Origin of the sequence: Chitinophaga pollutisoli (assembly GCF_038396755.1) — a bacterium.
Taxonomy (GTDB): domain Bacteria; phylum Bacteroidota; class Bacteroidia; order Chitinophagales; family Chitinophagaceae; genus Chitinophaga; species Chitinophaga pollutisoli.
Map to the genome: position 1 here is coordinate 3,988,215 of NZ_CP149822.1, position 24,940 is coordinate 4,013,154.

15 protein-coding genes are annotated in these 24,940 nt (G+C 55.5%); 12 read left to right on the forward strand and 3 right to left on the reverse strand.

Annotated elements, in window-relative coordinates; genetic code table 11:
- Positions 1-3: 3 nt before the first annotated feature.
- Entirely contained in the window at positions 4-1,851 is a 1,848-nt protein-coding gene (locus WJU16_RS16735; protein WP_341834626.1) for a M1 family metallopeptidase, read from the forward strand.
- A gap of 120 nt (positions 1,852-1,971) precedes the next feature.
- Positions 1,972-2,580, forward strand: coding sequence for an RNA polymerase sigma-70 factor (locus tag WJU16_RS16740; RefSeq protein ID WP_341834627.1), 609 nt, complete (start codon positions 1,972-1,974; stop codon positions 2,578-2,580).
- Positions 2,581-2,585: 5 nt separating this feature from the next.
- Here WJU16_RS16740 and WJU16_RS16745 read toward each other — a convergent pair whose 3' ends face one another.
- Positions 2,586-3,686: an MBL fold metallo-hydrolase gene (locus WJU16_RS16745; protein WP_341834628.1), complete on the reverse strand. Its 1,101-nt coding sequence runs from the start codon at positions 3,684-3,686 to the stop codon at positions 2,586-2,588.
- A 550-nt stretch (positions 3,687-4,236) separates the two neighbouring features.
- Between WJU16_RS16745 and WJU16_RS16750 the strand changes: the two genes are divergently transcribed.
- The 5 genes from WJU16_RS16750 (at position 4,237) to WJU16_RS16770 (ending at position 12,666) form a co-directional block, all read left to right on the forward strand.
- Positions 4,237-5,370 (forward strand): FecR domain-containing protein, encoded by a 1,134-nt coding sequence (locus WJU16_RS16750; RefSeq protein ID WP_341834629.1) that lies wholly within the window; start codon positions 4,237-4,239, stop codon positions 5,368-5,370.
- Positions 5,371-5,579: 209 nt separating this feature from the next.
- On the forward strand, positions 5,580-8,783 hold the full coding sequence (locus WJU16_RS16755; RefSeq protein ID WP_341834630.1) for a TonB-dependent receptor: 3,204 nt from the start codon (positions 5,580-5,582) through the stop codon (positions 8,781-8,783).
- A gap of 19 nt (positions 8,784-8,802) precedes the next feature.
- Positions 8,803-10,182, forward strand: coding sequence for a RagB/SusD family nutrient uptake outer membrane protein (locus WJU16_RS16760; protein ID WP_341834631.1), 1,380 nt, complete (start codon positions 8,803-8,805; stop codon positions 10,180-10,182).
- A complete protein-coding gene (locus WJU16_RS16765; protein ID WP_341834632.1) occupies positions 10,166-11,971 on the forward strand; it encodes a TlpA disulfide reductase family protein in 1,806 nt (601 codons plus the stop codon). The genes WJU16_RS16760 and WJU16_RS16765 overlap by 17 nt, the downstream gene beginning before the upstream one ends.
- A 71-nt stretch (positions 11,972-12,042) precedes the next feature.
- Complete coding sequence (locus tag WJU16_RS16770; RefSeq protein ID WP_341834633.1) at positions 12,043-12,666, forward strand: class I SAM-dependent methyltransferase; 624 nt, start codon at positions 12,043-12,045, stop codon at positions 12,664-12,666.
- A 6-nt stretch (positions 12,667-12,672) separates the two neighbouring features.
- Here the strand turns inward: WJU16_RS16770 and WJU16_RS16775 are convergent, their stop codons facing one another.
- Positions 12,673-12,969 carry a GNAT family N-acetyltransferase gene (locus WJU16_RS16775; RefSeq protein WP_341834634.1) on the reverse strand — a complete coding sequence of 99 codons (297 nt, stop codon included), beginning with the start codon at positions 12,967-12,969 and terminating at the stop codon, positions 12,673-12,675.
- 4 nt (positions 12,970-12,973) lie between these two features.
- The gene (locus WJU16_RS16780; protein WP_341834635.1) at positions 12,974-13,282 is read right to left on the reverse strand and encodes a GNAT family N-acetyltransferase; all 309 of its coding nucleotides are present in this window, start codon (positions 13,280-13,282) and stop codon (positions 12,974-12,976) included.
- Positions 13,283-13,382: 100 nt separating this feature from the next.
- Here WJU16_RS16780 and WJU16_RS16785 point away from each other — a divergent pair, with 100 nt between their 5' ends.
- The 5 genes from WJU16_RS16785 (at position 13,383) to WJU16_RS16805 (ending at position 24,915) form a co-directional block, all read left to right on the forward strand.
- Positions 13,383-15,794 (forward strand): DUF2339 domain-containing protein, encoded by a 2,412-nt coding sequence (locus tag WJU16_RS16785; RefSeq protein WP_341834636.1) that lies wholly within the window; start codon positions 13,383-13,385, stop codon positions 15,792-15,794.
- Complete coding sequence (locus WJU16_RS16790; RefSeq protein WP_341834637.1) at positions 15,754-17,013, forward strand: hypothetical protein; 1,260 nt, start codon at positions 15,754-15,756, stop codon at positions 17,011-17,013. The genes WJU16_RS16785 and WJU16_RS16790 overlap by 41 nt, the downstream gene beginning before the upstream one ends.
- 528 nt (positions 17,014-17,541) lie before the next feature.
- Positions 17,542-20,652 carry a SusC/RagA family TonB-linked outer membrane protein gene (locus tag WJU16_RS16795; RefSeq protein WP_341834638.1) on the forward strand — a complete coding sequence of 1,037 codons (3,111 nt, stop codon included), beginning with the start codon at positions 17,542-17,544 and terminating at the stop codon, positions 20,650-20,652.
- Between the two features lie 11 nt (positions 20,653-20,663).
- The gene (locus tag WJU16_RS16800; RefSeq protein WP_341834639.1) at positions 20,664-22,103 is read left to right on the forward strand and encodes a RagB/SusD family nutrient uptake outer membrane protein; all 1,440 of its coding nucleotides are present in this window, start codon (positions 20,664-20,666) and stop codon (positions 22,101-22,103) included.
- Positions 22,104-22,197: 94 nt separating this feature from the next.
- Positions 22,198-24,915: a hypothetical protein gene (locus tag WJU16_RS16805; RefSeq protein ID WP_341834640.1), complete on the forward strand. Its 2,718-nt coding sequence runs from the start codon at positions 22,198-22,200 to the stop codon at positions 24,913-24,915.
- The last annotated feature ends 25 nt before the right edge of the window (positions 24,916-24,940 follow it).

Below are 24,940 nucleotides of genomic sequence, written 5' to 3' on the forward strand. Positions count from 1 at the left end.
ATAATGAGATACGCATTGCTGGCAGGGGCGCTCCTCGCCGCCGCCTGCCAATCCCCGGAAAGCCGGAAGGAAAACACGAACACCGCCGCTGCAAAAGATCTGCACACGCTCTCCAATGCAGACAGCATCCAGATCCGCCACCTCGATCTTGATATCCGTGTCGACTTCGCCACGCACCGGATCGAAGGCGCCGCCGCCTGGCACTTCGCCAATCCTCAATCCCTTTCCGTGCTACGCCTGGATACCGACGGCCTCACGATCGACAGCGTTACCGCCAACGGCCGCATTGTGCCGCATTGGCTGGACTCCGCCGTGGCTTTCCTCGGGAGCAGGCTGAACATCCCCGTGGAAAAAGACGATTCGCTCGTGCGGATCTGGTATAAAACCGCGCCCGGCGCCACCGCCCTGCAATGGCTGGAGCCCGCGCAAACCCTCGGTAAGAAACAACCGTTCCTGTATACGCAGTCGGAGCCGACCTATGCGCGGACGTGGATCCCCGGGCCCGACGGTCCCGGTATCCGTTTCACGTACGCCGCGCGGGTGAGCGTTCCCCAGGGCCTCGTGGCCCTCATGAGCGCCGAAAATCCGCGCCAGGCAAACGACAGCGGGGTGTATCACTTCCGGATGGACCAGCCCGTTCCCGCCTATCTCATGGCCCTCGCGGCCGGTGATGTAGCCTACCGCGCGATTGACGGCCGCACCGGCGTTTACGCGGAGCCCGCCATGCTCGATAAGGCGCATTACGAATTCGCCGAAGTGGGCAAAATGGTGACCACGGCCGAAGGCCTGTACGGTCCCTACCGCTGGGGCGTATACGACGTGCTGGTGCTGCCCCCGGGTTTCCCGCTGGGAGGGATGGAAAATCCGAGGCTGACGTTCGCAACACCCACGATTATAGCGGGCGACCGCTCGCTGGTGTCGCTCATCGCGCATGAGCTGGCGCACAGCTGGAGCGGTAACCTGGTGACCAATGCCACCTGGGAAGACTTCTGGCTGAACGAAGGTTTTACCGTGTATTTCGAGCGCAGGATCATGGAGGCCATGATGGGCGCGGATTATGCGGATATGTTGTGGGAACTGGGGTACCAGGACCTGGAAGAAACCGTGGAAAGCCTGGGCAAAGACAACCGCGACACCTGGCTGAAGCTCGATCTCAAAGGGCGCAACGCGGAAGACGGGCTGACGGACATCGCTTACGAGAAAGGCGCGCATTTCCTGCGCAGGGTCGAAGAAACGGTGGGCCGGGAGAAGATCGATACGTTCCTGTACCGGTATTTCAACGGAAATGCATTCAAAACCATGTCTACCGAACAGTTCCTGGCATATTTCAACGATGAGTTGCTGCAGGGTGATACCTCGCTTGCGGCGAAGATCCGGGTGAAGGAGTGGGTGTATGGCCCGGGGATTCCGGATAATTGTCCGCGCGTACCGCAGGCGCGGTTCGGAAAGGTGGACGCGGAGCGGGAAAAGTTCCTGAAAGGGGAAACGGTTTTGCAGACCACCGGTTGGACTTCCCACGAATGGCTGCACTTCCTCCGCAAGATGCCGAAGCCGTTGCAGCTGGCGCAGATGCAGCAGCTGGACAAGGCATTCAGCTTTACTTCCACCGGCAACAGCGAAGTGGCGAACCAGTGGTTCATCATGGCGGTGGCGGCGGGGTATAAGCCGGCTTTTGCGAATATGGACAAGTTTCTCAGCACTGTTGGCCGCCGCAAATTCCTCACGCCGTTGTACACGGAGATGATGAAATCGCCGGAGAACGCGGCCATGGCCCGTTCCATCTACGGAAAATATCGCGGCAACTATCATCCGCTGGCGCAGGAAACGTTGGACAAGATCATCAGGAAGTAAATTTTACGGATATAACAGGAAAGGGCAGCCACATCGGTTGCCCTTTTTCTTTGGGTAAAAACGCCTCTTTTTGGTATTTTTAAGGTTTGGAACCGGAACTAAACAACTGAAGGAGCTTAATTGTCTGAAGACAGAAATACGGAAAAGGAATGGCTGGACAGGGTAGCCCTGGGAGATCAGGATGCTTTCAGGGAGATATTTCAGCAGCATTACAAGGCGCTCTGCTATTATGCCGGAACGATCGTAGACGACTGGCAGGAGGCGGAAGACCTTATCCAGGAAGTATTTTCCCGACTTTGGGATAAAAGGCCCGAATTCCCCAACGCCGCGGCGCTCCGTTCGTGGCTGTACGTATCCGTCCGCAACGCCTGCCTCAATCATCTCAAATTAAAGGAACGGCAACAATCGCGCGATCGAGACTATGCCTATTTTGCCGGCGATACCCTTTCCGACCTTGGCGCTTTTGACCCGCGGCTCGCTGAAACGGAGATCATCGCCAGCCTCTACCGTGAGATCGACGAGCTCCCCGCCCAATGCCGGCGCATCTTCCGGATGAGCTACCTGGAGGGGAAAAAGAACGAGGAGATTGCCGGGGCGCTGTCCATTTCCTACAACACCGTTCGCACCCAGAAGCTGCGCGCCCTCAAACTGATCCGCGCCGGGCTGCTCAAACGCAACCTCCTGCCCGTATTCTACGCCTGGCTGGCTTTCACCGGCCATTTCCACTGAGGATATTATTGTATGTTCTTCCACCATTGTGCAAATTTTTGGGAGTGATCGTTCAGCCGGACGGTTTCGCCGATCATGGGCGTTGCCAGCCGGTAAGACTTGTTTTCGGAATATATGGAGATCTTTTCCAGGGGCTCGTACCAGGGGTGCTGGGCGAGGGTGAATTTGGAGTGATGGACCGTCAGCAGGTTGCGTGCATGCAGTTCTTCCGTGGCTTTAGCTACTTCTTCCGGCAGTTCGTGCACAGAGCGCCACGCTTCGTTGTACTGGCCGCATTCCATGATGGCCCAGTCGGGCGCGCCGTATTGTTGAAAGATCTTTTTGAAACGCGCATCGTATCCGCCGTCGCCGCTGTAATACACGCTCATATGCGGGGCGCGGAGGAAGAAGCTGAGCCAGAGGCTTTGCCCCCGCGTGAATCCCCGCCCGGAATCGTGGTGGGCGGAGGCGGTGAAGAGCGTGAAGCCGGGCTGGATTTCCAGCTGCTGGTCCCAGTCTTTTTCAATAATCTGTTCCGGTTTGTAACCCCAGCGCTCGTAATGCGCGCCTGCCCCGAGGCCGCAAACCACGTGTTTCACTTTGTCTTTCAGCGCCACGGCCGTTTCATAATCGAGGTGGTCATAATGGTCGTGGGAAAGGAGCATGTAGTCGATCCCGGGAAGGTCGGCGGCGGTGTAGATATCGGTGCCTTTGTATGCGCGGACGCCGCCAGGCAGTGGCGAGGCTTTGCCGCTGAAGACCGGATCGGCCAGGAAGCGGACGCCGCCGAGCTGGAGAAAGAAGGAAGAATGCCCGAACCAGACGATCATATCGCTGTCGCGCGGGGCGGCGAGGAGATCGGTTTTAATGGAAGGTAGCGGGTTGATGGGCTCGCGGTCGGGGAAATTGCGGAACAGGGTTTTATAGATTTCCCCGGTCATGGAGTATCCTTTGGTGATCACGGGCATTTCCACCAGGTTCCGGAAGCGCCCGTCTTTAAAGTGCGGTGAGCTTTGGATAACGGCGAGGCGGGCGCCTTCGGGGAGCGCGCCGAACTGGGGGCGTTTCATATAGCAGTAAGTGGCGATGCCCAGGAGGGCTACTAATACAATCAACACTATCATCATGCATTTCAATATTTTATATAATCTTCTCATGGGGAGTTGTGGATGGCCGCAATAGAACGGTTGTTTTAGAGGACGAATAACATCCAGATATATTTTGCAGCGGTCAGGAAAATAGATAAGCCGGTAGGAAGGAAGGGCAACCGCTGGTTTATAGCACGCAGCTGAGTTAGTATCACCAGTTTCAGGATATAGGTACGATACATGACAACCATCTATGTCCCACCTCTTATATAGGGTGGGACATAGATGGCTTACAGGTGGCTTAAAGGTAGCTTAGAGGTGGCTCATCTGACAGTTAAGTGACGATTATCCTGCCGGCAGGATGGTTGCAGCCCGGGACGTAACGGAAAGATGGCCTGATAAGGCGGTTTACGCCGGTTGCCGGGAATGTGGCATTACACATTGTTGTTTGGGAACGGTTTGTATCCTGTTGATAAGGATTTTATACCCGTTAATTCCGCAGACTGAAGAATTTTCAAAAAAAACCTGAAAATCTTGTCATCGAAATAACAAACCTGTTGTTTCTATAGTAATCCATATAAAATAATTGATGTTGGACCCACAACTGATACAACGAGCCGCCGAATTGATCCTGAAGGAGCTTCGGGGCGAACTGAACGAGCCCGAGGCCCGGGAGCTGCAGGAATGGCTGGCCGCCGATCCGCAGCACCAGGACTTTTATAACCGCATGACCGACGCTCCGGGCCTGCAATCCCGGCTGGCGAAGTTCGGGGCTGCGGACGAAGAAGCGGCCTGGCAACGGTTCGCTGAAAAACATTTTCCCGCCCCGGTGGTAGCAGGTGAGGAGAAAGTGAAGCGCATGCCTTACCGCTGGTGGGCCGCCGCTGCCATAACCGTGGCCGCTGCGGCGGGGCTCTGGCTCTGGAAGCCGGGGCGGGAACCCCAAAAGCCCGTTGCCGCCGTGCAGCAAACGATCCTGCCCGCTACCAGCAAAGCGGTGCTCACCCTGGCAGATGGCACCACCATCCCGTTGGACAGCGCCGGCAACCAAACCTTCGCGCAGCAGGGCGCCACGGCATCCCAGCAAGGCGGATCGCTGGTGTACCTGCCGGGCAGCCAGGCAGGCGAACTGCAATACAATACCCTCCGCACACCGAGGGGCGGACAGTTCCGCATCTCGCTGGCCGACGGGTCGCAGGTATGGCTGAATGCGGGATCGTCCCTGCGCTTTCCGCTGGCTTTCGGGCCGGGTGAACGGAAAGTGGAACTGACAGGCGAGGCGTATTTCGATATTCAACCGGATGCGGCGAAACCTTTCCGGGTAGCCGTGGACGGGAAGGCGGAAGTGACCGTGCTGGGCACGGAATTTAACATCAACGCCTACACCGACGAGCCGGCTATCCGCGCCACCCTGGTAAGCGGGTCAGTTGCGGTAACGGCAGGAGGGGAAACCAGGCAGCTCCAGCCGGGGCAGCAGGCGGCCATTGCAGGCGGGGCCCCGGTAGTGGAAACGCAACCGGATATGGAGGAAGCCCTGGCCTGGAGGAACGAAGTTTTCTACTTCCGGAACGCCGGCGTACTCACCGTGATGCGGCAATTGCAGCGCTGGTACGATGTGGAAGTGGAATTCAGGGGAAAGTACCCGACCGCCGGTTTGACGGTGAGATTCAGCGAAACCTGCCCTTGCAGGATGTGTTGGATGGACTGCGGGTATCGGGGATGACGTTTACCATAGAAGGATCGAAAATCATCATACAACCATTATAAAAAAAACAGAAACCGGAGGTGATTGGACCCACCCCCGGCGAATGTCAGGCATTTTAGCAAGGAATCGTATTACTATTAACCAGACAATGCAAATCTATGCAATTGACCGATCATGCCCGCCCCTGTTTTTTGAAGGGGCCGCGCTCAACCAAACTCAGACGTATCATGAGATTGACAGCATTTCTTATCCTGGCGGCCTGCCTGAACGCGTCGGCCTCCACCTATGCCCAGAATGTTTCCGTCAAACTGCGGAACGCTTCGCTGGAAGAAGTGTTCAGCGCCGTAAAGCGGCAAACGGGTTACCTGTTTTTTTATGACAGGGAGCTGTTGCGCAATGCAGGCAAGGTAACCATCCAGGCCAGCAACCAACCGTTGGAATCTTTCCTGCTGGAGGTTTTTAAGAACCAGCCGCTGGATTATTCCGTGAAAGACAAAACGATTTTCATTAAACCGAAAACTCAGACTGTTACCGCTCCTTCCGCCAAAGAAGCCAGACAGGAAGTTACGGGCACCGTTACCGGAACCGACGGCGCCCCGCTGCCCGGGGTTACCATCCGCATCAAGGGCTCCCAGATCGGGACTGCCACGGACGTAGACGGTAAGTTCAAACTGAACGCCGAACCGGGTGATGTGCTGGTGATCAGTTACATCGGGTACGAAGCGCAGGAAGTGACTGTAGGATCGGGCGCGCTCAGCATCCGCCTCAAACCGAATATCAGCGCGCTCGACGAAGCGGTGGTGATCGGTTACGGCTCCGCCGTGCGCAAGAGCCTCACCGGCTCCGTTTCTTCCGTGAGAAGCAAAGACCTCTCCACCAGTCCCGTAACCGACCCCCTCGCCGCCATGCAGGGGCGCGTTCCCGGATTGTTCATTTCTTCCAACAGCGGCCTGCCCGGCACCACGTTCAACGTAACCCTCCGCGGCCAGAACTCGCTGCTGCAGGCCAACGGTCCGCTCTACGTGATCGACGGGGTGCCCTACCTGGATGCGCCGATGAACACATCGATCCCGGTAGCTGGTGGTAACCAAAGCCCGCTCGCGGCCATCAATCCCGCTGACATCGAAAGGATCGACGTGCTGAAGGACGCGGATGCGACGGCGATTTATGGTTCCCGCGCGGCTAATGGCGTGGTGATGATCACTACGAAAAAAGGCAAATCAGGGAAGCTGAAAGTTAACGCCAATGTGTATAGCGGCGGCAGCAAAGTGGTGAGCCGTATGCCAATGCTCAATACATCCGAATTCCTCGCCATGCGCAAGGAAGCCTTTGCCAATGACAATATTACACCGAGCGAGACGAACGCGCCCGATATCGTGGAATGGGACCAAAACGCTGATAACGACTGGCAGAAGCGCCTGATCGGCAATACAGCTCAGCAAACGGAGGCGCAACTTTCCATTTCCGGCGGCAATGCGCAAACGCGCTATATGGCCAGCGGCACCTGGAGGAAAGAAGGGACCGTGCTGCCAAACGATCTCGCATACAACCGAGGTACGGGCCGCTTCAGCCTCGACCACAACAGCAAGAACAACCGATTCGGTTTCCGGGCATCGGCCAGCTACAGCGGGGAAAAAAACAATTCCCTGTCCAGCGATATGTCGTATGTGTACAACCTGGCGCCGAACTATCCCGAATTCGACGGCAGCGGGAATTACTATTGGTTCGGTAACGATCAAAATCCCATCGCTCCCCTGGGGCGTGGTTACGAATCCAAAACAGGCAACCTGCTTACGAACGGCGAAATCCGATATACGATCCTCGACGGTTTAACCGCGAAGGTGACAGGCGGTTATACCCGGAATACGATGGAGCAGGAATCGCTTGTCCCCAATAAAACCCTCAACCCTACCACATCAACGGGCAGTTCCGCCAGCTTTGGTGAAATGAAGGCGCACTCCTGGGTGGTGGAGCCGCAGATCGAATACAAGCGTACGATCGCGAAGGGCGAGCTGTCCGTAATGGCGGGCGCCAGCTGGCAGGAGAACGTGCGCGACGGTAAACGAACCGACGCCAGCAAGTTCTCGAGCGACGAATTCCTGCATATCCCGGATTCCGCAACCGTTCGCAATACCAACCTCACTTATTATATGTACCGCTACAATTCCGTATTCGGCCGCGTTAACTATAACTGGGATGGCAAGTATATTGTGAATGCCAGTTTCCGTCGTGACGGTTCCACGCGCTTCGGTCCGGATAGCCGCTGGGGCAACTTCGGCGCCGTAGGTGCAGCCTGGGTATTCTCCGAAGAGAACGGGATGAAACAATTCACCTGGCTCACCCATGGTAAGCTCCGCGGCAGCTACGGATCTGTGGGCAGCGACAACATCGGTTATTATGATTACCTCGCCAGCTGGGCTTCTTCGAACAGCGCGTATGTGTACGACGGCAGCAACGGACTCGTTCCCGCGCGTATCGCCAACTCGCTGTACCGCTGGGAAGAAACCAGGAAATCTGAACTGGGGCTGGAGCTGGGTTTCCTCCAAAACCGCATCCTCTTCAACGCCGGCTATTACCATAGCCTGACCGATAACCAACTGATCGACCTGGCGCTTACGCCCCAGGTAGGTTTCTCCGATCTGCGCGACAACTTCGACGCCGTTGTGCAGAACTCCGGTTGGGAATTTGACGTGACGACTGTGAATATGCAGCGCGATCACTTCAACTGGAGCACTTCCTTTAACATCACCATTCCGAAGAACAAGCTGAAGAAGTTCGACAATATTGAAAGCTCCGTATATCGCGACACGTACGTAGTCGGCGAACCGCTGACCATCGAGAAAGGATACCAGTTCCTGTATGTAGGCGCCCACGACGGCGTTCCCGTATTCTGGACGAAAGACGGTTCCGGCGGGCGGCCCACGCAATACACCGATTACGTGATCCTCGGCAACAACATGGCAGAAATGTACGGCGGCCTGCAAAACTCGCTGCGGTACAAAAAACTCGAACTGGACTTTTTATTCCAGTTCGTAAAGCAGGAAGGGAAGGAATATAACTACGGTCCGCAGGCCAATGCTTACGGTACCCGCTTCAACCAGGGCCGCGAAGCGCTGGACAGGTGGCAGAAACCCGGCGATGTTACGGATATCCCCAAAGCGACTACCAATCCTGCCAATACGTTGTTTGACGTATACCGGGCTTCGACTGCAGTTTGGGGTGACGCCAGCTTCATCCGCCTGAAGAACGTATCGCTGCGTTACGACCTTTCGGAATATGCGCGGAGAATAAAACTGAGCCGCCTGGCCGTATATGCCAATGCGCAGAACCTGCTGACGTTTACAAACTATAAAGGCATGGACCCAGAAACACAGGGTATCCGCCTACCGCCAGTGAAGACGATCACCGCCGGTATTCAGCTGAGTTTATAACCATTTCAAAAGCTACAAGATGAAACGATTTTCGCTTCTTATCATATTCGCCGCGACATTCACCATGTCGTGCAACAAATTCCTGGATACGCCAACACCCAAAACGGAAGTGGTGGACGAGCTGGTATTCAATAACGACAAGAATGCAACCGCGGCCGTAACCGGGTTGTATATCTCCATGAACAGCCTCAACTATCAGTGGGCGAACGTCATGATGAATTTCGTGGCAGGGATTCATGCCGACGAAGTGTATTACGTGAGCCCCTACGAGGATTACGACGTATTCCGCCAGGCCCGGCTTTTGCCAAACAGCACTTATGTTGAGCGTTTCTGGAATTCCATTTACGGATATATCTACACTACCAACGCATGTGTGGAGGGACTGACCACGTCTACCGGGGTAACGCCAGCACTGAAAGATCAGCTGTTGGGAGAAGCGTATTTCATGCGTGCATTTTTCTACTTCTACCTGGTGAATATGTATGGAGATGTACCCCTGGTGCTTACAACGGATTATCGCGTTTCGCAAAAACTGGGGCGTGAGAAAACGGAAGTGGTCTACAATCAGGTGATACAGGATCTGAAAACAGCCAAGCAGTTGCTGGGTGATAATTATCTCAACGGAAACCGGGTGCGCCCCAATAAAACAGCCGCCTCCGCATTGCTGGCCAGGGTGTATCTCTACCGTCACGAATGGGCGCTGGCCGAAACGGAAGCCAACAATGTGATTACGAACGGGAATTACGAGCTGATCAAAAATCTCAACAGCGTGTTCCTCGCCAACAGCCGCGAAGCCATCTTCCAGCTGCAATCCGTAAACGTAGCAGGTGGCCGCAATACCTGGGAGGCCAATGTGGGTGTTCCTGCCGGTGCTACCGGCGGTCCGCTCTTTCGACTGGATACTATAAACCTGATCCCGAAATTCGAGGCGGGTGATGACCGTCTTACCAATTGGACAGGCACCCGCCTAGTAGGATCCGCGACGATATTTTGGGCCGCCAAATACAAAGTCCGCAATGCTACCCCGGCGCAGGAACATACCATGCTCCTGCGCGTAGGCGAACAATTCCTCATCCGTGCGGAAGCGCGCATCCGGCAGAACAAACTCACGGATGGCCGCAGCGACCTCGACTCCATCCGGCTTCGCGCCAACCTGCCCGTTCTTTCAACAGCCCTGAACCAGGACCAACTGTTGCTGGCGGTAGAGCAGGAACGCAAGTTTGAACTGTTCGCTGAATGGGGCCACCGTTGGTTCGACCTCAAGCGTACCCATCGCTCCACCGCCGTATTGGGCCCCATCAAAGGCGCCAACTGGCAGGCGACCGATACGCTGTACCCGATCCCTTCCTATGCGAGAAGTACCAACATCAACCTGTCACAGAATGAAGGCTATAAATAATCTTTCGGTTGTAATCCTCCTCCTCATAATTACCGGTTTCACCGCGCGCTCGCAGGAGCGTGTGGTGATTTCGCCGGTAAAGCCTGAGGCGGGGCAAACGGTGACCGTTACGCTGGACCCCTCCGTTCCCGGAGGCCCGATCCCCGCCAACGCTTCCGCCGTTACCCTGAAGTTCGTCACCTCCAACTTCTACGACCTGCCCATCCAATTGCCGATGCAGCGGGAAGGAGGGAAGTGGGTCACCCGTTTCGAGCTGGCGCCTTACGCGGCGTTCGCAACTTTTTCGCTCGTGAGCGGGAATGTAACGGAACGGCCGGCTGCCGGCAAGCTGTTCGAGGTGATGGTTTTTAAGAACGGGAAACCCGTGCGCGGCGCACTGTTCTTCCGCGGCGGCAGCCTCGCCGCTCAGATGGGGAAAGCGCCTGGCATGAGGGCCGCACAGGCGGCGCTGTACGAACAGGAGCTGGCGGCATTCCCGGATCATTACGAATCCCAATTGTCGTTGCTGTTGTATAAGGAATCCCTGGCGAAAACGGATGCAGAGAAGAAGGCTTTCCGGCAGCAGGCTTACGATGTGATTGCGGCGAAGTGGATGTCGGCCCCTTCCGACCGGGGGAATATCAACAAGGTGACGATGGGGTACCTCATGATAGGGGAGCCCTCCCGCCTGGATTCGATCCGGAAGGTAGTGATGGACAAGTATCCGGAATCCGGACTGGGGCGTGATCTCCGGGCGGATTTCATCGGCCGGGAAAAAGATACGGCTTTGCGCATCCGGCAGCTGGAAGCGGCGTTGCAGGCCGAAACCGCGGCCAATACCGCAGACTTCTCATCTTACCACGACCAGCTGTTCGAGCTGTACGCCGTGAGAAAAGATGCGGAGAAAACGGCATACCACGCAGGGAAGGTGCAGCACGATACCACGAGCCCTTATCTGCCGCGCTTCTACAAAAGCATGGCGCAGACGCTGATCGATAACAATGTGGCTTTGCCGCTTGCCCGTAAATATACGGCAATGGCATTGGCCCGCGCCGATAAATGGCCCGCCGGGCTTATCCGGTATTTCCCGGAAACGGGGCATATCATTCCCAAAGTAGATGACAGCACCCGCCGGGCCGTGAACGCCCAGGCGCGGGGGAACCTGCTTTCCATGACCGGGCTGATCGATATGCTGGAAGGGAAAGACCAGGAAGCAGCAGCGCAGATGCAACAGGCGCTTGCGGCATCCCATGATCACGAAACCCTCGAAAACGTAAGCCGCTTCTACCGCGAAACCGGCCGGGATAAAGAACTGGCCGCGGTGAACGCGCTTCGCCTGGAAGAGCTGAAAGCATCTATCGCTAAACAGATGATCGACCGCCCCGCGCCGGACCTGAGTGCTTTCACCGACCTGAAAGGGAAACCGGTGGATGTCAAAAAGCTGCGCGGAAAAGTTGTGTTCATCGATTTCTGGGCCACCTGGTGCGTTCCCTGCATGCAGGAAATGCCCTATATCCAGCAACTGTACGACGAGTTCAAAAGCAATCCCGACGTGGTGTTCATGATCGTCAACAGCGGTGCGAAAAACACCCTGCAGGACGCGCAGAACTGGAAAGGGAACAAAACGTATTCCTTCCCCGTGTATTACAATACCGACGCCAATGTGGGCGAAAAATTCGGTTTCAACATCATTCCCGCCACTTATGTCATCGACAAAAAGGGCCGGGTACGATTTGCTAATATAGGATTCGAAGGACCGGAGGTGGAATCCCGCCTTCGCGTTCAACTACAGATGGCATTAACACCTTGATACGGAAATCATGCTAATGAAATGAACTACCCCGGCTCCTTTGGGCCGGGGTTTTTTGTATCTTTCCCGTTATGCGCTACATATGGTATTTCTGTTATCTCGCCTGGTACTGGGGCATCGAAATGGCCTGGTTCGTGATCCGCCGCGAAATCGCCGGGGAGCGGAAATACGGAATTCGCACCATTGGCACCCATTACCTAGGGGACGCCATTTCTACAGACGCCAAAGCTATGGCCACGCAATACGAACCCGTGAATTATTACTCGGCGGAATGGCTCATGGATCATGTTACGGAAGCGGAAAAACAAACGGCTTTTCTGGATGTGGGCAGCGGCAAAGGCAGGATGCTCGCCATTGCGGAGGCTTACGGGTTCAGGGAAATTGTGGGGGTGGAATTATCCCCCGAACTATGCGCCTCCGTAAAACCGGGTAAATACGAAGTGCTTTGCGCCGATGCGCGGAAGATGTCCATCCCCGACCAAACGGGCGTCATCTTCCTGTTCAATCCTTTCAACGAACCTGCTATGCAGGATTTTGTGGAAAGGGTGAAAGAAAGCAGGGCGCGCCGCCCGAGAAGCATTAAAGTGCTGTATGCGAACCCGCAGCATAAAGATGTTTGGCTGAAAGCCGGCTGGAAAGAAACGGATAGTTTCGAGAAGCTGCGATACCTGCGGGGCTCGGTGCTGGAAAATTAGGAGCGGTCAGCGGTATTGCGGATCAAGCTGCGCGCGGTATGCCGGGTGGCGCCGGATGAAACCTGCTATAAAAGGGCAATACACCATCACCAGCTTTTTTTGGGACGCGGCCAGCCGGAAAGCTTCCTTCGCCAATGCGGTGGCCACGCCCTTGCCTTCCATCGCCGCCGGAACGGTGGTATGCATGAAAGCAATGTCTTTTTTATAATAACGATAGGTGAGCGTCGCCACTTCTCCATCGAGCCATACTTCCAGCTGCAGGTTGGCTTCGTTGTTGATGACGGTATGTTGCGCAGGTTCCATGTTTTTAAAGATGGGTGACGGAAGGGTCTACGATGCGCTTCCATTCGGGATGGCGTTTCAGGTAGGCGGCCACCAAAGGGCACAGGGGTACGAGGGTGTAGTGATTTTCTTCCAGGTAAGCCAGCGTTTTTTCGATCAGCGCCGTGGCCACGCCTTTGCCTTCCAGTTCGGCAGGCGCCTCGGTATGGATGAGCCATATCTTGCTGCCGCTTTCTTTGTACACGATGATGGCCGTATGCCCTTCCACCGTTAGCTCAAACTGGTGGTCCGTTTCATTCTTCACCAAAGGAAGACCGATATATTCTTCTTTCATGCCGTTAATTTACTGATTATAACAACACGGCCCGCAATGGCGGTGAATGGCAAGGGATATCGACAAATGTTTATATTTACCGGAATAATCCCAAAGTCCTATGCTGACACTCATTTTTGTGATGTTGATCGTGATCCTGGTGACGATATGGTCGAACCAGGGTAAAGTTGCTTCGAAACTGAAGGCGATTACGCTGCAGCTGGAACAATTGCGGCAGGTGATGGAAGAAAGGGAAACGCCCCCGGCCCCGCAAGCCCAGTCATCCCCGAAGATCTCCCCGGATATCGGGATTTCATACGAGGTTCCCCCGCAACCAACGCCGGAACCCGTCCCGCCATTACCGGAACCGGTCTTCATTTCGCAGGAGCCGGCCTCCGCGCCGGAGCCGAAAGCCGCCATGCAGGAAGCCTTCCGGGCAGCCGAAGCGCAACAGGAAGAAAAATACATCCCGGCCGGACCGCAGCCTTCCTTCCTGGAAAAGTTCATGGAGAAAAACCCCGACCTCGAAAAATTCATCGGCGAAAACCTGTTCAATAAAATCGGTATCGCCATCCTCGTGATCGGTATCGGGTTTTTCCTCAAATTCGCGATCGATAAAAACTGGATCAACGAAATCGGCCGGACGTTCATCGGCCTCCTTTGCGGCGGGGCGCTCATCGCCCTGGCGCACCGCATGCGCAAATCCTTCGCGGCCTTCAGTTCGGTACTGGTTGGCGGCGGCGTGGCGGTGTTGTATTTTACGGTGTCTATCGCATTCCATCAATACCACCTGATCGGGCAAACGGTGGCATTCTTGCTGGCGGTGCTTATCACGGCTTTCACGGTTTTTCTTGCCGTCAGCTACGACCGGCGTGAACTGGCCGTGCTGGCGATTCTTGGTGGCTTCGGCGCGCCGTTTATGGTCACCACGGGCCAGGGCAACCTGCCGGTTTTCTTCTCCTGGGTCCTGATCCTGAACACCGGCATGCTCGTTTTGGCGTATTTCAAAAAATGGAATATCGTAAACATCATCTGCTACGGCATCACTTTAATGATTTTTACCGGTAGCATATGGATCGGCGCGATGAAAGACGAAGACGTCCGGTTAGGTGATTTGTCTACTGTATTGATTTTCGCCATGCTGCACTACATTGTTTTCTTCCTCATGAATGTCATTAATAACGTCCGCAATGGCATGCGATTCGGCGGACTGGAAATCGGTATTCTTATCAGCAATACCTTTTTCTTCTACGGACTGGGCATGTTCCTGCTGGCCAGACTCGGGTGGAATGAGTGGCAGGGATTGTTCACCGCGCTGATGGCGGTGTTCAACTGCGTGTTTGCATGGTTCCTGTTCCGCAACAGCCGCGCCGATCGCACGCTGGTATATCTCCTGATCGGGCTGGTGCTCACTTTCATGAGCCTGGCGGCCCCCGTGCAGCTCGAAGGAAATTACATCACGCTGTTCTGGGCAGCGGAAGCCGCGCTGATTTTCTGGTTGCATGGAAAGTCGGGGATCGTGCAATTTAAATACGCTTCCATGGCCGTGTTGGTCCTGATGCTGATCAGCCTGGGGATGGATTGGGCACAATTATATACCGCAGGTGGCCTCCGGCCTGTTATCAATAAAGCCTTCATAACGGGGATCGTTGCGGTGGCGGCGGTGTACCTGTTATTGCGGCAGGTGCGCCACCAGCCAACGGAATCACCGTTTTTCCCGGGCGTTTCTTCCGGGATGATGGTGCGCTGCCTGCAGGTCGTGTTCGTGTTGGTGTTGTATGGTGTGGTGATGCTGGAGATCGTTGAACAGGTACATACATCCCGTCCATCGTTGACGCCGGTGGCTACGGGAATATTCAATTTCGCGTACCTGGCAGCACTGATGGCGGTGGCCAACCGCCGGCAAGACAAAGGCGCGGGCGTATTGTCTGTGTTGGCTTTCCTGTCTGCCATCGCTTACCTGGTATATTATAATACAGCCGTGGTGAAAGTGCGGGAGCTGGTATTATCGGGAGATATGCCGCTGTGGGGCTTCCTGTTGCATTACGTGCAGATCGGTTTGCTGGTTTGGCTGATGATGGAATTCCGGAAAACGGTTTTAGCATTGAAGCAGGATGCCCTCCATATCCTGATAAACTGGTTCCTGCCGTTCATGATGTTGTTTGTGCTCAGCGCGGAGCTGTCGCACATTGCCGTGATGGTACGCGCGCCGGTGGCGGCGGAGGAAACATTGAGCACCGTTCACCGGACGGGATATGCGTTGTTGTGGGGCGTGTTTGCTTTTGCGCTGATGTTTGCCGGTTTGCGGGGCAAATCCCGCGACCTGCGGATCGTGGCCATCGCGGTATTCGCCGTTACCTTGCTGAAATTGTTCCTGTTCGATTTGTCGGGATTGGGTGAAGGCGGGAAGATTGCGGCGTTTATTTCGCTGGGTATATTATTATTGCTGATATCTTTCATGTATCAACGGTTAAAGAAAATTATTCTCACGGATGATCAACCTGGGCAAAACGAAGAAAGACTGCCTGATTAGCATCGGCATGTTACTGGGCGTGATGGGCGCCTCCGCACAGGAGCGCCCCGCGTTTGGATGGGAAGCGCTATTGCCGGAGGTGAAGTCCGCCGGTTTCTACCGCATCCCCGTCACACCCGCGCTGAGCGCCAAAGCCTGGCGCAACGGGGAATGGGATATCCGGATTTTCCGCGACTCCGCGGAGGTCCCTTATCTCATCGAACGCAGGTACGAATGGCTGTCGGAGGGCGACTTCCTGGCCTACGCCACCCCTGAGCTGGTATCCGTTCCCGGAAAGAAAACGGTGATCGTATTCGAGCCGAAGCCGCAGCAGTCCATCCGGGAATTCGGGCTGCGGTACGCCAATACTGCCGTTAGGAAGAACGTGGTGCTCACGGGAAGCAATGATATGCGGCAATGGTACGCGCTGCGCCCGCCCTTTCAATTGGACCCCTCGGCGGCGGTGCCCGTGCAGGGAAAAGATACCATCATAGAAGAAACGATTACATTGCCCTTATCCGGTTTCCGGTATTTCCGGATGGTGATCGACGATAGCGCCAGCGCGCCGATACATTTCAATTGCGTCGGTTTCCGCAAAAATGCCGACCGCCGGGAAGTTGTCCGCCGGATCGCCGGGGTGCCGATGCAGTTGCTGAAAGGGAAAGACCGCCGCACCGACCGTTTCCTTATCGCGCTCCCGGCCGCTTATCCGCTGCGGGAGCTGCGCCTGCAGTTCCGCGAGCCGGCCATGTTCCGGCGGGAGGCTGTATTGTATGCGTTGGAAGACGGCCGGGAAAGGCAGCTGGCGTTTGGCAGCGTGCGTTCCGAAGATACAGTCAACCGGTTTTCGCTGGAGGGAACGGCGGCGTACGACAGCCTGGTTTTGCAGGTCGAAAACGGAGATAATCCGCCGCTGGTATCGGGAGAGGCAGGTTTGTGGCAGGAAGAATGGGAGATGATCGCGCAGCTGGCCCCGGGCCGTTACGCCTTGCGCGGCGGGGCTTCCGGGCAACGGGCGCCTGTATACGACGCGGCGTATTTCGCGGCGAACTATCGGCGGCAGGCGGGAGCGGTGTTAGCGCCGGGAGAACCGGTGGCGTTGCGGAAAGAAGATGCGGTTGCTGAAAGCAAGGACTTCTTTACTTCCAGGTGGTGGGTGTGGATGGGAATTGTGTTGGTCGTGGGCCTCCTGGGGTTTGTGGTGCGGAGTATGGTGCGGGAAATGAAGAAGAAAGGCTGATTTCAAAGTATATAAATGCCCTCCGGTGATGGATAGCGCCATAGCCGGAGGGTTTTTTATGCATGGATGTAATGCCGTTTTTCGTCAACTATGTTTACTGGATAATAGCATAATTGTATACATTAATTCAGCCGCTTTGTTTAATCCAATTGAAATACAATATATTACAACCCCGGAAATATTTTTTTGAAGAAAAAGCTGCAAAGGGCATTATGTTTACATAAAAGCTATATATTTGTTTACATAGTTATTCAACCAAAAAGAAAGCAAATTCCACCAGGAGGCGTCAGGGGAGACAGCGTACGCATCTATTCAGAAATTTTTCAGCGATTGTTATAAATGCTGGCCTTTCGGGCCAGACGGACACGTTTTTCCGCACCGGCCAAATGGAGGATTTGCACGAAATATGCCTATGGCATCATTAGACATGAGACAGCCGCTACATATTTCTCCGTATGTATGCAGGGTTATTTTCAAAGGAGCACAACGGTAATTATTCTATTATTTAATCTTCTATTTCACTGAAGTATGGATCGTACAATTCATATCGGGAAAAATGCACGTCTGGCCACTGTCCGCAAATCGGCAGCCGTAAAAGCTGCCGCCCTTTGCCTGGCGGTGATGAGCGCCGGTATTTTACCGGCCACTGCCTACGCATGGCCTGTTGAGGTATCCGCCTCACGTTTTGCTGCCATCAATGTGACCGGTAACGTTACCGACGACGAAGGCGCCCCCATGCCGGGCGTGGTAGTGGCCATTACAGGCACCAGCAAAGCCGTGATCACGGACGGGAATGGTTTTTATTCCATCAAAGACGTTCCGGAAGGAGCATCCCTTACCTTTAAAATGGTTGGCTACGTTACCCGGCAGGTACCCGCCAACCAATCCGTTATCAATATCAAACTCGAAAAAGACGTGCGTACCCTCGGCGAAGTGGTGATCACCGACGGTTACCGCAACTTCACGCCGGCGACGTCCACCGGTTCCATCAACACGGTAAGCGGCATCACGTTAGAGAATAAACCTTTCGCCAACTTCGCGCAATCGCTGCAGGGCCAGGTGGCGGGCCTTACGGCTCCCGTAACCAGCGGCCAGCCCGGCGCTAACATCGACATCCGCATCCGCGGCGCCAGCTCCCTGCAACTCAATAACAACCCGCTGATTGTTATTGACGGGATGATCGTTAACACCGGCCAGCTTTCACCTTATTCTACCACATCCAACGCCCTCGCCGGCCTCAACCAGAACGATATCGAACGGATCGACGTGCTGAAAGACGCGGCGGCTACCGCGGTGTATGGTTCCAGGGGCGCAGCGGGCGTTATCCTCATCACTACCAAACGCGGGAAATCCGGTAAAACACAGATCCGGGTGGATGCGGAAAGCGGGATGTCCAGCGAAATTCCGCTGCCGTACGCAGGGCGCCCCCTCAGCGCGGAACATTACGCCGAGCTATTCCGTGAAGCGCTCGCCAACGCAGGAAATACGCCCGACCAGATCGAGGCTACCGCCGAACGCTTCGGCCTCAACAGCGGCAAAAGCAACGATTGGTACGACCTCGTAACCCGCACCGGCAAACAGCAACAATATAACGTGAGCCTCAACGGCGGCAACGAGAAAACGAAATTCTTCGCTTCCGCGGGCTACTTCAACCAGGAAGCCACCACCATCGGCTCGGATATGAAAAGGATTTCAGGCCTCCTGAACCTGGACCACCAGATCAGCAAACGCCTCCAGCTGTCCATCGGCCTCAACGCTTCCAACGTGGGCCAAAACACGCCCAGCACCGACCGTACCGCCGCCAACCCCATCTGGGCCGCGCGTGCCCTCCGGCCTTTCCAGCTGGCGTATAACGACGACGGTTCCATCAATACCAAAACCTCCGGGGACGTCAACTTCTCCACACCCTACAACCCGCTGTGGATGGCCGAGAACGACAAAAAACAGTTGTCTTTGCTGAAACTCCTCGGCAACGCAAAACTCCGTTACAACATATGGGATAAACTGTACTTCACGACGTATATCAGCACCGATTACAACACCTACGAAGAAACCCAGTTCCTCAATCCCATCATGGGCGACGGCGCGAACCTGAAAGGGCGCTCCCGCAACTCCTATATCCGCATCTTCAACTGGCTCACCCGCAACCAGCTCGATTACCGATTCGACATCGATCCGGCCAACGACTTCTACGCCACGGCATCGGTGGGGTACGAAGCCCAGCGCTCCCGGGAATACCGCATGGTGGCCGACGGGTACGGGTTTCCCGCCGCGCATGAAGGCCTCACGGCATTGGGGAATGCCGGCACGGCGAACACCACTTACGCGGACTATAACAACTTCGCGTTCGTTTCCACCTATGGCAACGCCAGCGTGAACTACCGGAATAAATACGTATTGAACGCATCCCTTCGCCGCGACGGTTCCTCCCGCTTCGCGTCCAACCAGCGGTACGCAAACTTCTGGTCGGTAGGCGGCACCTGGAACCTGCACGAAGAGCAGTTCTTTGCGAAACAAAATGTGTTGTCGGCCCTGAAGCTCCGTTCTTCTTACGGCACCACCGGTAACGCGAGCCTCGGCAACTATCAATGGCTGCCGCAGGTAACGTACGGCGCCGGGTTCGCCTATGCCGGCGTGATCGGGCAATCGTTCAGCGCCCTCGGCAACCTGGACCTCACCTGGGAAACTTCCAACAAATTCGACGTGGGCGCCGATTTCGGATTCGCGAAAAACCGGTTCATGCTGTCTGTCGATTATTATCGCAACAACATCAACGGCCTGATCCAGGACATGCCCGCCTCCCGCGTAACCGGTTTCACCAGCGTGAAGCAGAATATCGGCGCGATGGTTAACAAGGGCTGGGAATTCATGCTGCGCGGCGACCTGGTACGCGTGAAGGATTTCAATTGGAACAGCAATCTGAACGCCGCCTTCAACCGGAATGAAATCACCAAACTGCCGCCCAACACAGCGGAGCAGAACGGAAACTTCTACCTGAAGGAGGGGCATAGCTTCAACCAGTTCTACATGCGTGAATATGCAGGCGTAGATCCGCAGAACGGTGCGATTTTATATTACACCGACGCAACGCATTCCGCCAAAACCGATAAATCCGGAGAAGCGAAAATGTTCCCGCTGGACCGGTATTCCGTTCCCAGGGCAACCGGCGGTTTCTTTAACATGTTCACTTACAAAAATATCTCGCTCGGCGTGGATTTCAACTACGCGCTCGGTTACTCAGTGCTTTCCGCATCCGATGTGTACTTCACGGTAGGCACCTATTATACCAACAACAAGTACCAGTATATCTACGACAACCGCTGGACCACCCCCGGGCAGGTGACCGATGTACCGAAATACACGCAGGGACAGGATATCACGCCCAGCACCTACAGGCTGTATAAAGGCGATCACATCCGCCTGAAAAACGTGCAGGTGGGATACGATTTCAACAATCTCGCCGCCATCAAACGGATCGGCGTTTCCAAACTGCAGGTATACGCACGCGCAACCAACTTCGCCACCTGGACGTTCGACAAGCGCCTGCCCTTCGATCCGGAAGTGGGGTATAGCGGCCTGGAGTCGCAGGATATGTTCCAGTACAAAACATTCACTTTCGGCATTAACGTGGGACTTTAAAAAACTGACACATGAAGAAAAGAAATGCATATATAGCGATACTGGCCGCCATGACGATGACGGCGGCTTCCTGCGGCAAGGGCTTTCTCGACGAAGAACCTTCCCTCAGCGTTTCGGTAGGCAGTGCGATCCTTACGGAAGGCAACATGCTGGAAGCGATGAACGGCGCCTACCGCGCCATGACGCCTACCTTGCTTTTCGGTCGCAACGTGCCGTTGTTCGGGGATCTGCTGGCGGATAATGTGTATCTGTCCATCTCGAATTCCAACCGGCTCGTGCCCATGAATAACTACACTTTCGTGGGTTCTTCCGCCGAGGCGGCGGGCATCTGGGCGAATGCCTACCTGGCCATCCAGCAGGCCAACCGCGTCATCAGTACAAACCTGACTGCCAGCAATAACGTGAACCAGATGACCGGCGAAGCACACGCGCTGCGGGCGATCTGTTACTTCTACCTCGTGAATTATTTCGCTAAACCGTACGCGGAGAATCCCGATGCCGACGGCGTGCCCGTGGTAACGCTGCCCGCCAGCGAAACCGGCGCGCTCATCAAACCCGCGCGGAACAAGGTGAGGGAAGTATACGCCCAGATCATCAGCGATCTCGAAAAAGCGTATGAACTGATGCCGGCAACAGGCATGACGATCCATCCCAACAACTCCAATTTCTTCTCCAAATACGCCGCCAAAGCCCTCCAGGCCCGCGCTTACCTCTATATGGGCGAATGGGCCAAAGCCCGGGACGCGGCCGCGATCGTGGAGAAAGACGGAGGATTCAGCCTAACCGGAACCGAAGCTGCATTCAACACCTACTGGGGTGGCAACGTAGCGCGGACCGACAAGCTGGAAACGATTTTCGAGCTGAATTACAACGCCACCGCCAACCTGGGCGTGGAAGGGCTCGATGCGATCTATAGCCGCAGCGCGGTAGGCGATATGCTGGTGACCGATGAGCTGTATAATCTTTACGCCGCTACCGACAGGAGGCGCGGGCTGATCGTACCCGGCCAGCGCGGCGGGCTCGACGTGCTCTATGTAAATAAATACCAGAACGTTGCCAACGCCGACCGCGACGACGTGAAACTGCTCCGCTATGCCGAAGTGCTCCTCATCCTCGCCGAATCGCACGCCCGCCTGGGGAACGATACGGAAGGACAGAAATACCTGGACATGGTAGCGCAAAACCGCGACGCTGCTCTCGCCGGATCCACGCTTACCGGCCAGGCGCTGGTAGATGCCGTGATCGTGGAGCGCAGAAAAGAGCTGGCATTCGAAGGGCTGCGGCTGTTCGATCTCTACCGGCAGAATGCTACCTTTAACCGGCCCAACATGGGCGTGAAGGCGCATTCTTCGTACGTGGAAGTGAAAACAACGGATTTCAGAAGGTTGCAGCCGATTCCCGAAGCGGAACTGGCGGCCAATCCGAATATGAGGAAGAACCTGGGGTATTAATGTCGGGACTGTAGTTTGTGCCGGTTCCCCGGGGGCGAATGCTCCGGGGAATCGGGCTTTTATCAACATACGAGAGACGGAACAGAAAATGCATATGAAATTGAAAACAGGTGTAGTTATTGGCGTGTTGTTGAACTTCGTTTCAATGACCGTTTTCGCCCAGGCTTACCCGGCTGTGGTGGGAGACAAATATGTGAATCGCCAGCCCGCACATCGTGCGAAACTGAACGGCCAATCCGTTTCGGTGGTGAATACGGCCGATGGTAAAGGGAAACTGGTGGGGTTGAAGAAAGATGTGAAAACCGCTCGCCCGGCGGACCTTACTTTTACGGTGAAAGTCCCGGCTAGGGGATTGTATGAGTTGTCGACCTGGGCCGTTCCGGAGAAAGAGGGAACGCCCGCAACGGCGGCGCATGTCAAAATACAGATTGGCGACCGCCGTCCCACCACGCGCATCCTCTTCGACGCGTACCACGGCAACCACCAGATCGCCGGGAAGTTCGATATGGAAGCAAAGGAAGAAAAGGTGAAGATCTGGCTTCCGGAAGGCGTGCGCCTCGGATATATCGAATGGAAAAACGCCAACGATCCGGCCATCCCGGAAAAGGCGCAACGTTATACGCCTGGTATTACGCCGCCTGCGGGGCATCCGCGCATCTGGGTGACGCCGCAATCTTTGCCGTTGGTGAAATCGCGGCTCATGCAGGGCGAGAACAAAGCAGCCTGGGATAAAGTACATGCCGCTGCCATCGTTCCTTTCCGCTTCGATTTCAACCCGGATGAAGAAATTTTTTACCGGGAAGATGTGGAGAAAGCGGTGGAAACGAAAGCATTTTATTACCTCATGACCGGCGACAAAACCGTGGGCCGCGAAGCGTCGAAGCTCATGGCCGATTACCTGTCGGTCCTCGAATTCGGGAACGTTACCTACGGTGATATCACACGGGAGATCGGGCGCTCCATTTATGTGGCGGCGCTGGTGTATGACTGGTGTTATGATTTGCTGAGCGAATCCGACCGTAGAAACCTCCGCTTCCATATGCTCCGCCTCGCGCGCGACATGGAGATCGGGTGGCCGCCGTTTATGGACAGCATCATCAACGGTCATGGTAACGAAGCCCAGATCAGCCGCGACCTCCTGGCCATGGCCATCGCCATGTACGACGAAGATCCGTTGCCGTATAAATACACGGCGTACACGGTGCTCGAAGAGCTGGTGCCCATGCGGAAATTCGAATACGAATCGCCGCGGCATAACCAGGGCGTCGATTACGGTGCTTACCGCCTCATGTGGGAAATGCATGCCGTTTGGCTGTTTTACCGGATGACGGGGCATCCCGTTTTCGACGATAACATCAAGCATCTCCCATACTACTGGCTCTATATGCGCCTGCCCGACGGGTACATGCTCCGCGACGGCGACATGTTTTCCGTGAAAGGCGGTACCAATGCCCCGCTGTACTGGAAACAGCCGATGGCCATGTTGCTCAGTTACGCCTACGCCAATGATCCCTTGCTGAAAGCGGAGTTTCAGCGGCAGGGCGGGCTTCCCGATAATCCCGTGTTGTTCCTGCTGGTAAACGATCCCGCCTTGCCGGCGGATCACGATCTCACGAAACTGCCGCTGACAAAGGATTTTGGTAAAGTGCTCGGCGGCGTGGTGGCACGCACCGGTTGGAACAATTCGCCGGAAAGTAAAGATGTGATCGCCGAGATCAAAGGCGGCGGGTATCATTTCGCCAACCACCAACATGCCGATGCGGGCGGGTTGCAAATTTACCATCATGGCATCCAGGTGGGGGATATTGGATTGTATCTTTCTTATGGAACGCCTTACGATTTCAACTTCAATAAACGATCGATCGCGCATAGCATGATGCTGGCCGTGGACCCGAATGAAAAGCTGCGCTTCCGCACGAAGCTCCAGGATGGCGGTACCCGCTTCAACCAGCGTTTTCCGCAGTCGATGGAGGAAACGACCACGGATCCCTGGTTCGATAACGGGAAGGTGATGTCGGGCGCATATGGCCCGTTGGCCCAAAAGCCTGCCTTCAGCTATTTCAAAGCCGATCTCACCGGGGCGTATTCTTCGAAGATGTCGCAATATGCGCGGGGATTTCTTTTCCTGAACCTTTTCCGGGAAGATGTGCCGGCCATTATTATCCTCACCGATGATATGACAACGGCTGATCCCTCTTTCAAAAAATACTGGCAGATTAATACCCTGCAACAGCCGCAGACCACGGGCGATACCTGGGTGCTGCGCAATGCGTTGAAAGGGTTGGAAGGCAATACCCATGTGCAGATGCTCGTTCCGGCGGCCGGCGCCCGCAAGCTGGAAGTGCTGGCGGGAGCTGATGCCAACAGCACCTTTGGCAACCGCTTTGAAGTGAAGTCCACCAAGCCGGAGGCCAGCGCTTACCGGATGATGGTAACACCGGTGGAAGCGCGTGACCGGGATAAGTTCCTCACGGTTTTCCAGATGGCGGAAGGGGATGCGAAACCCTTGCCGCTGCAATTCCGTGAGGATAACGGCATGTACCAGCTGACGGTAGCCGACCGGGTGGTATGCATGAGCGCGAACGCTGCGGATGCGGATGCCGCTTTCACGGTGGAAGTGCCCGCGGGCGCGTCGTGGCAGGTAGTTTTGGCCGGCCTGAAGCCCGGATTCTGGAATATACGCCAGGAAGGCGGAACGGTGCATTTCAACACCGATGTAGTGGCCGGTAACAATACCGTACACTTCACCGCGGGTGCGGGAAAGTACGTGGTGAGCCCGGGAAGGGCTTACGGAGCGAAGGACGTGGAGTAAATCCACCGGATTTGCGGATTACTTG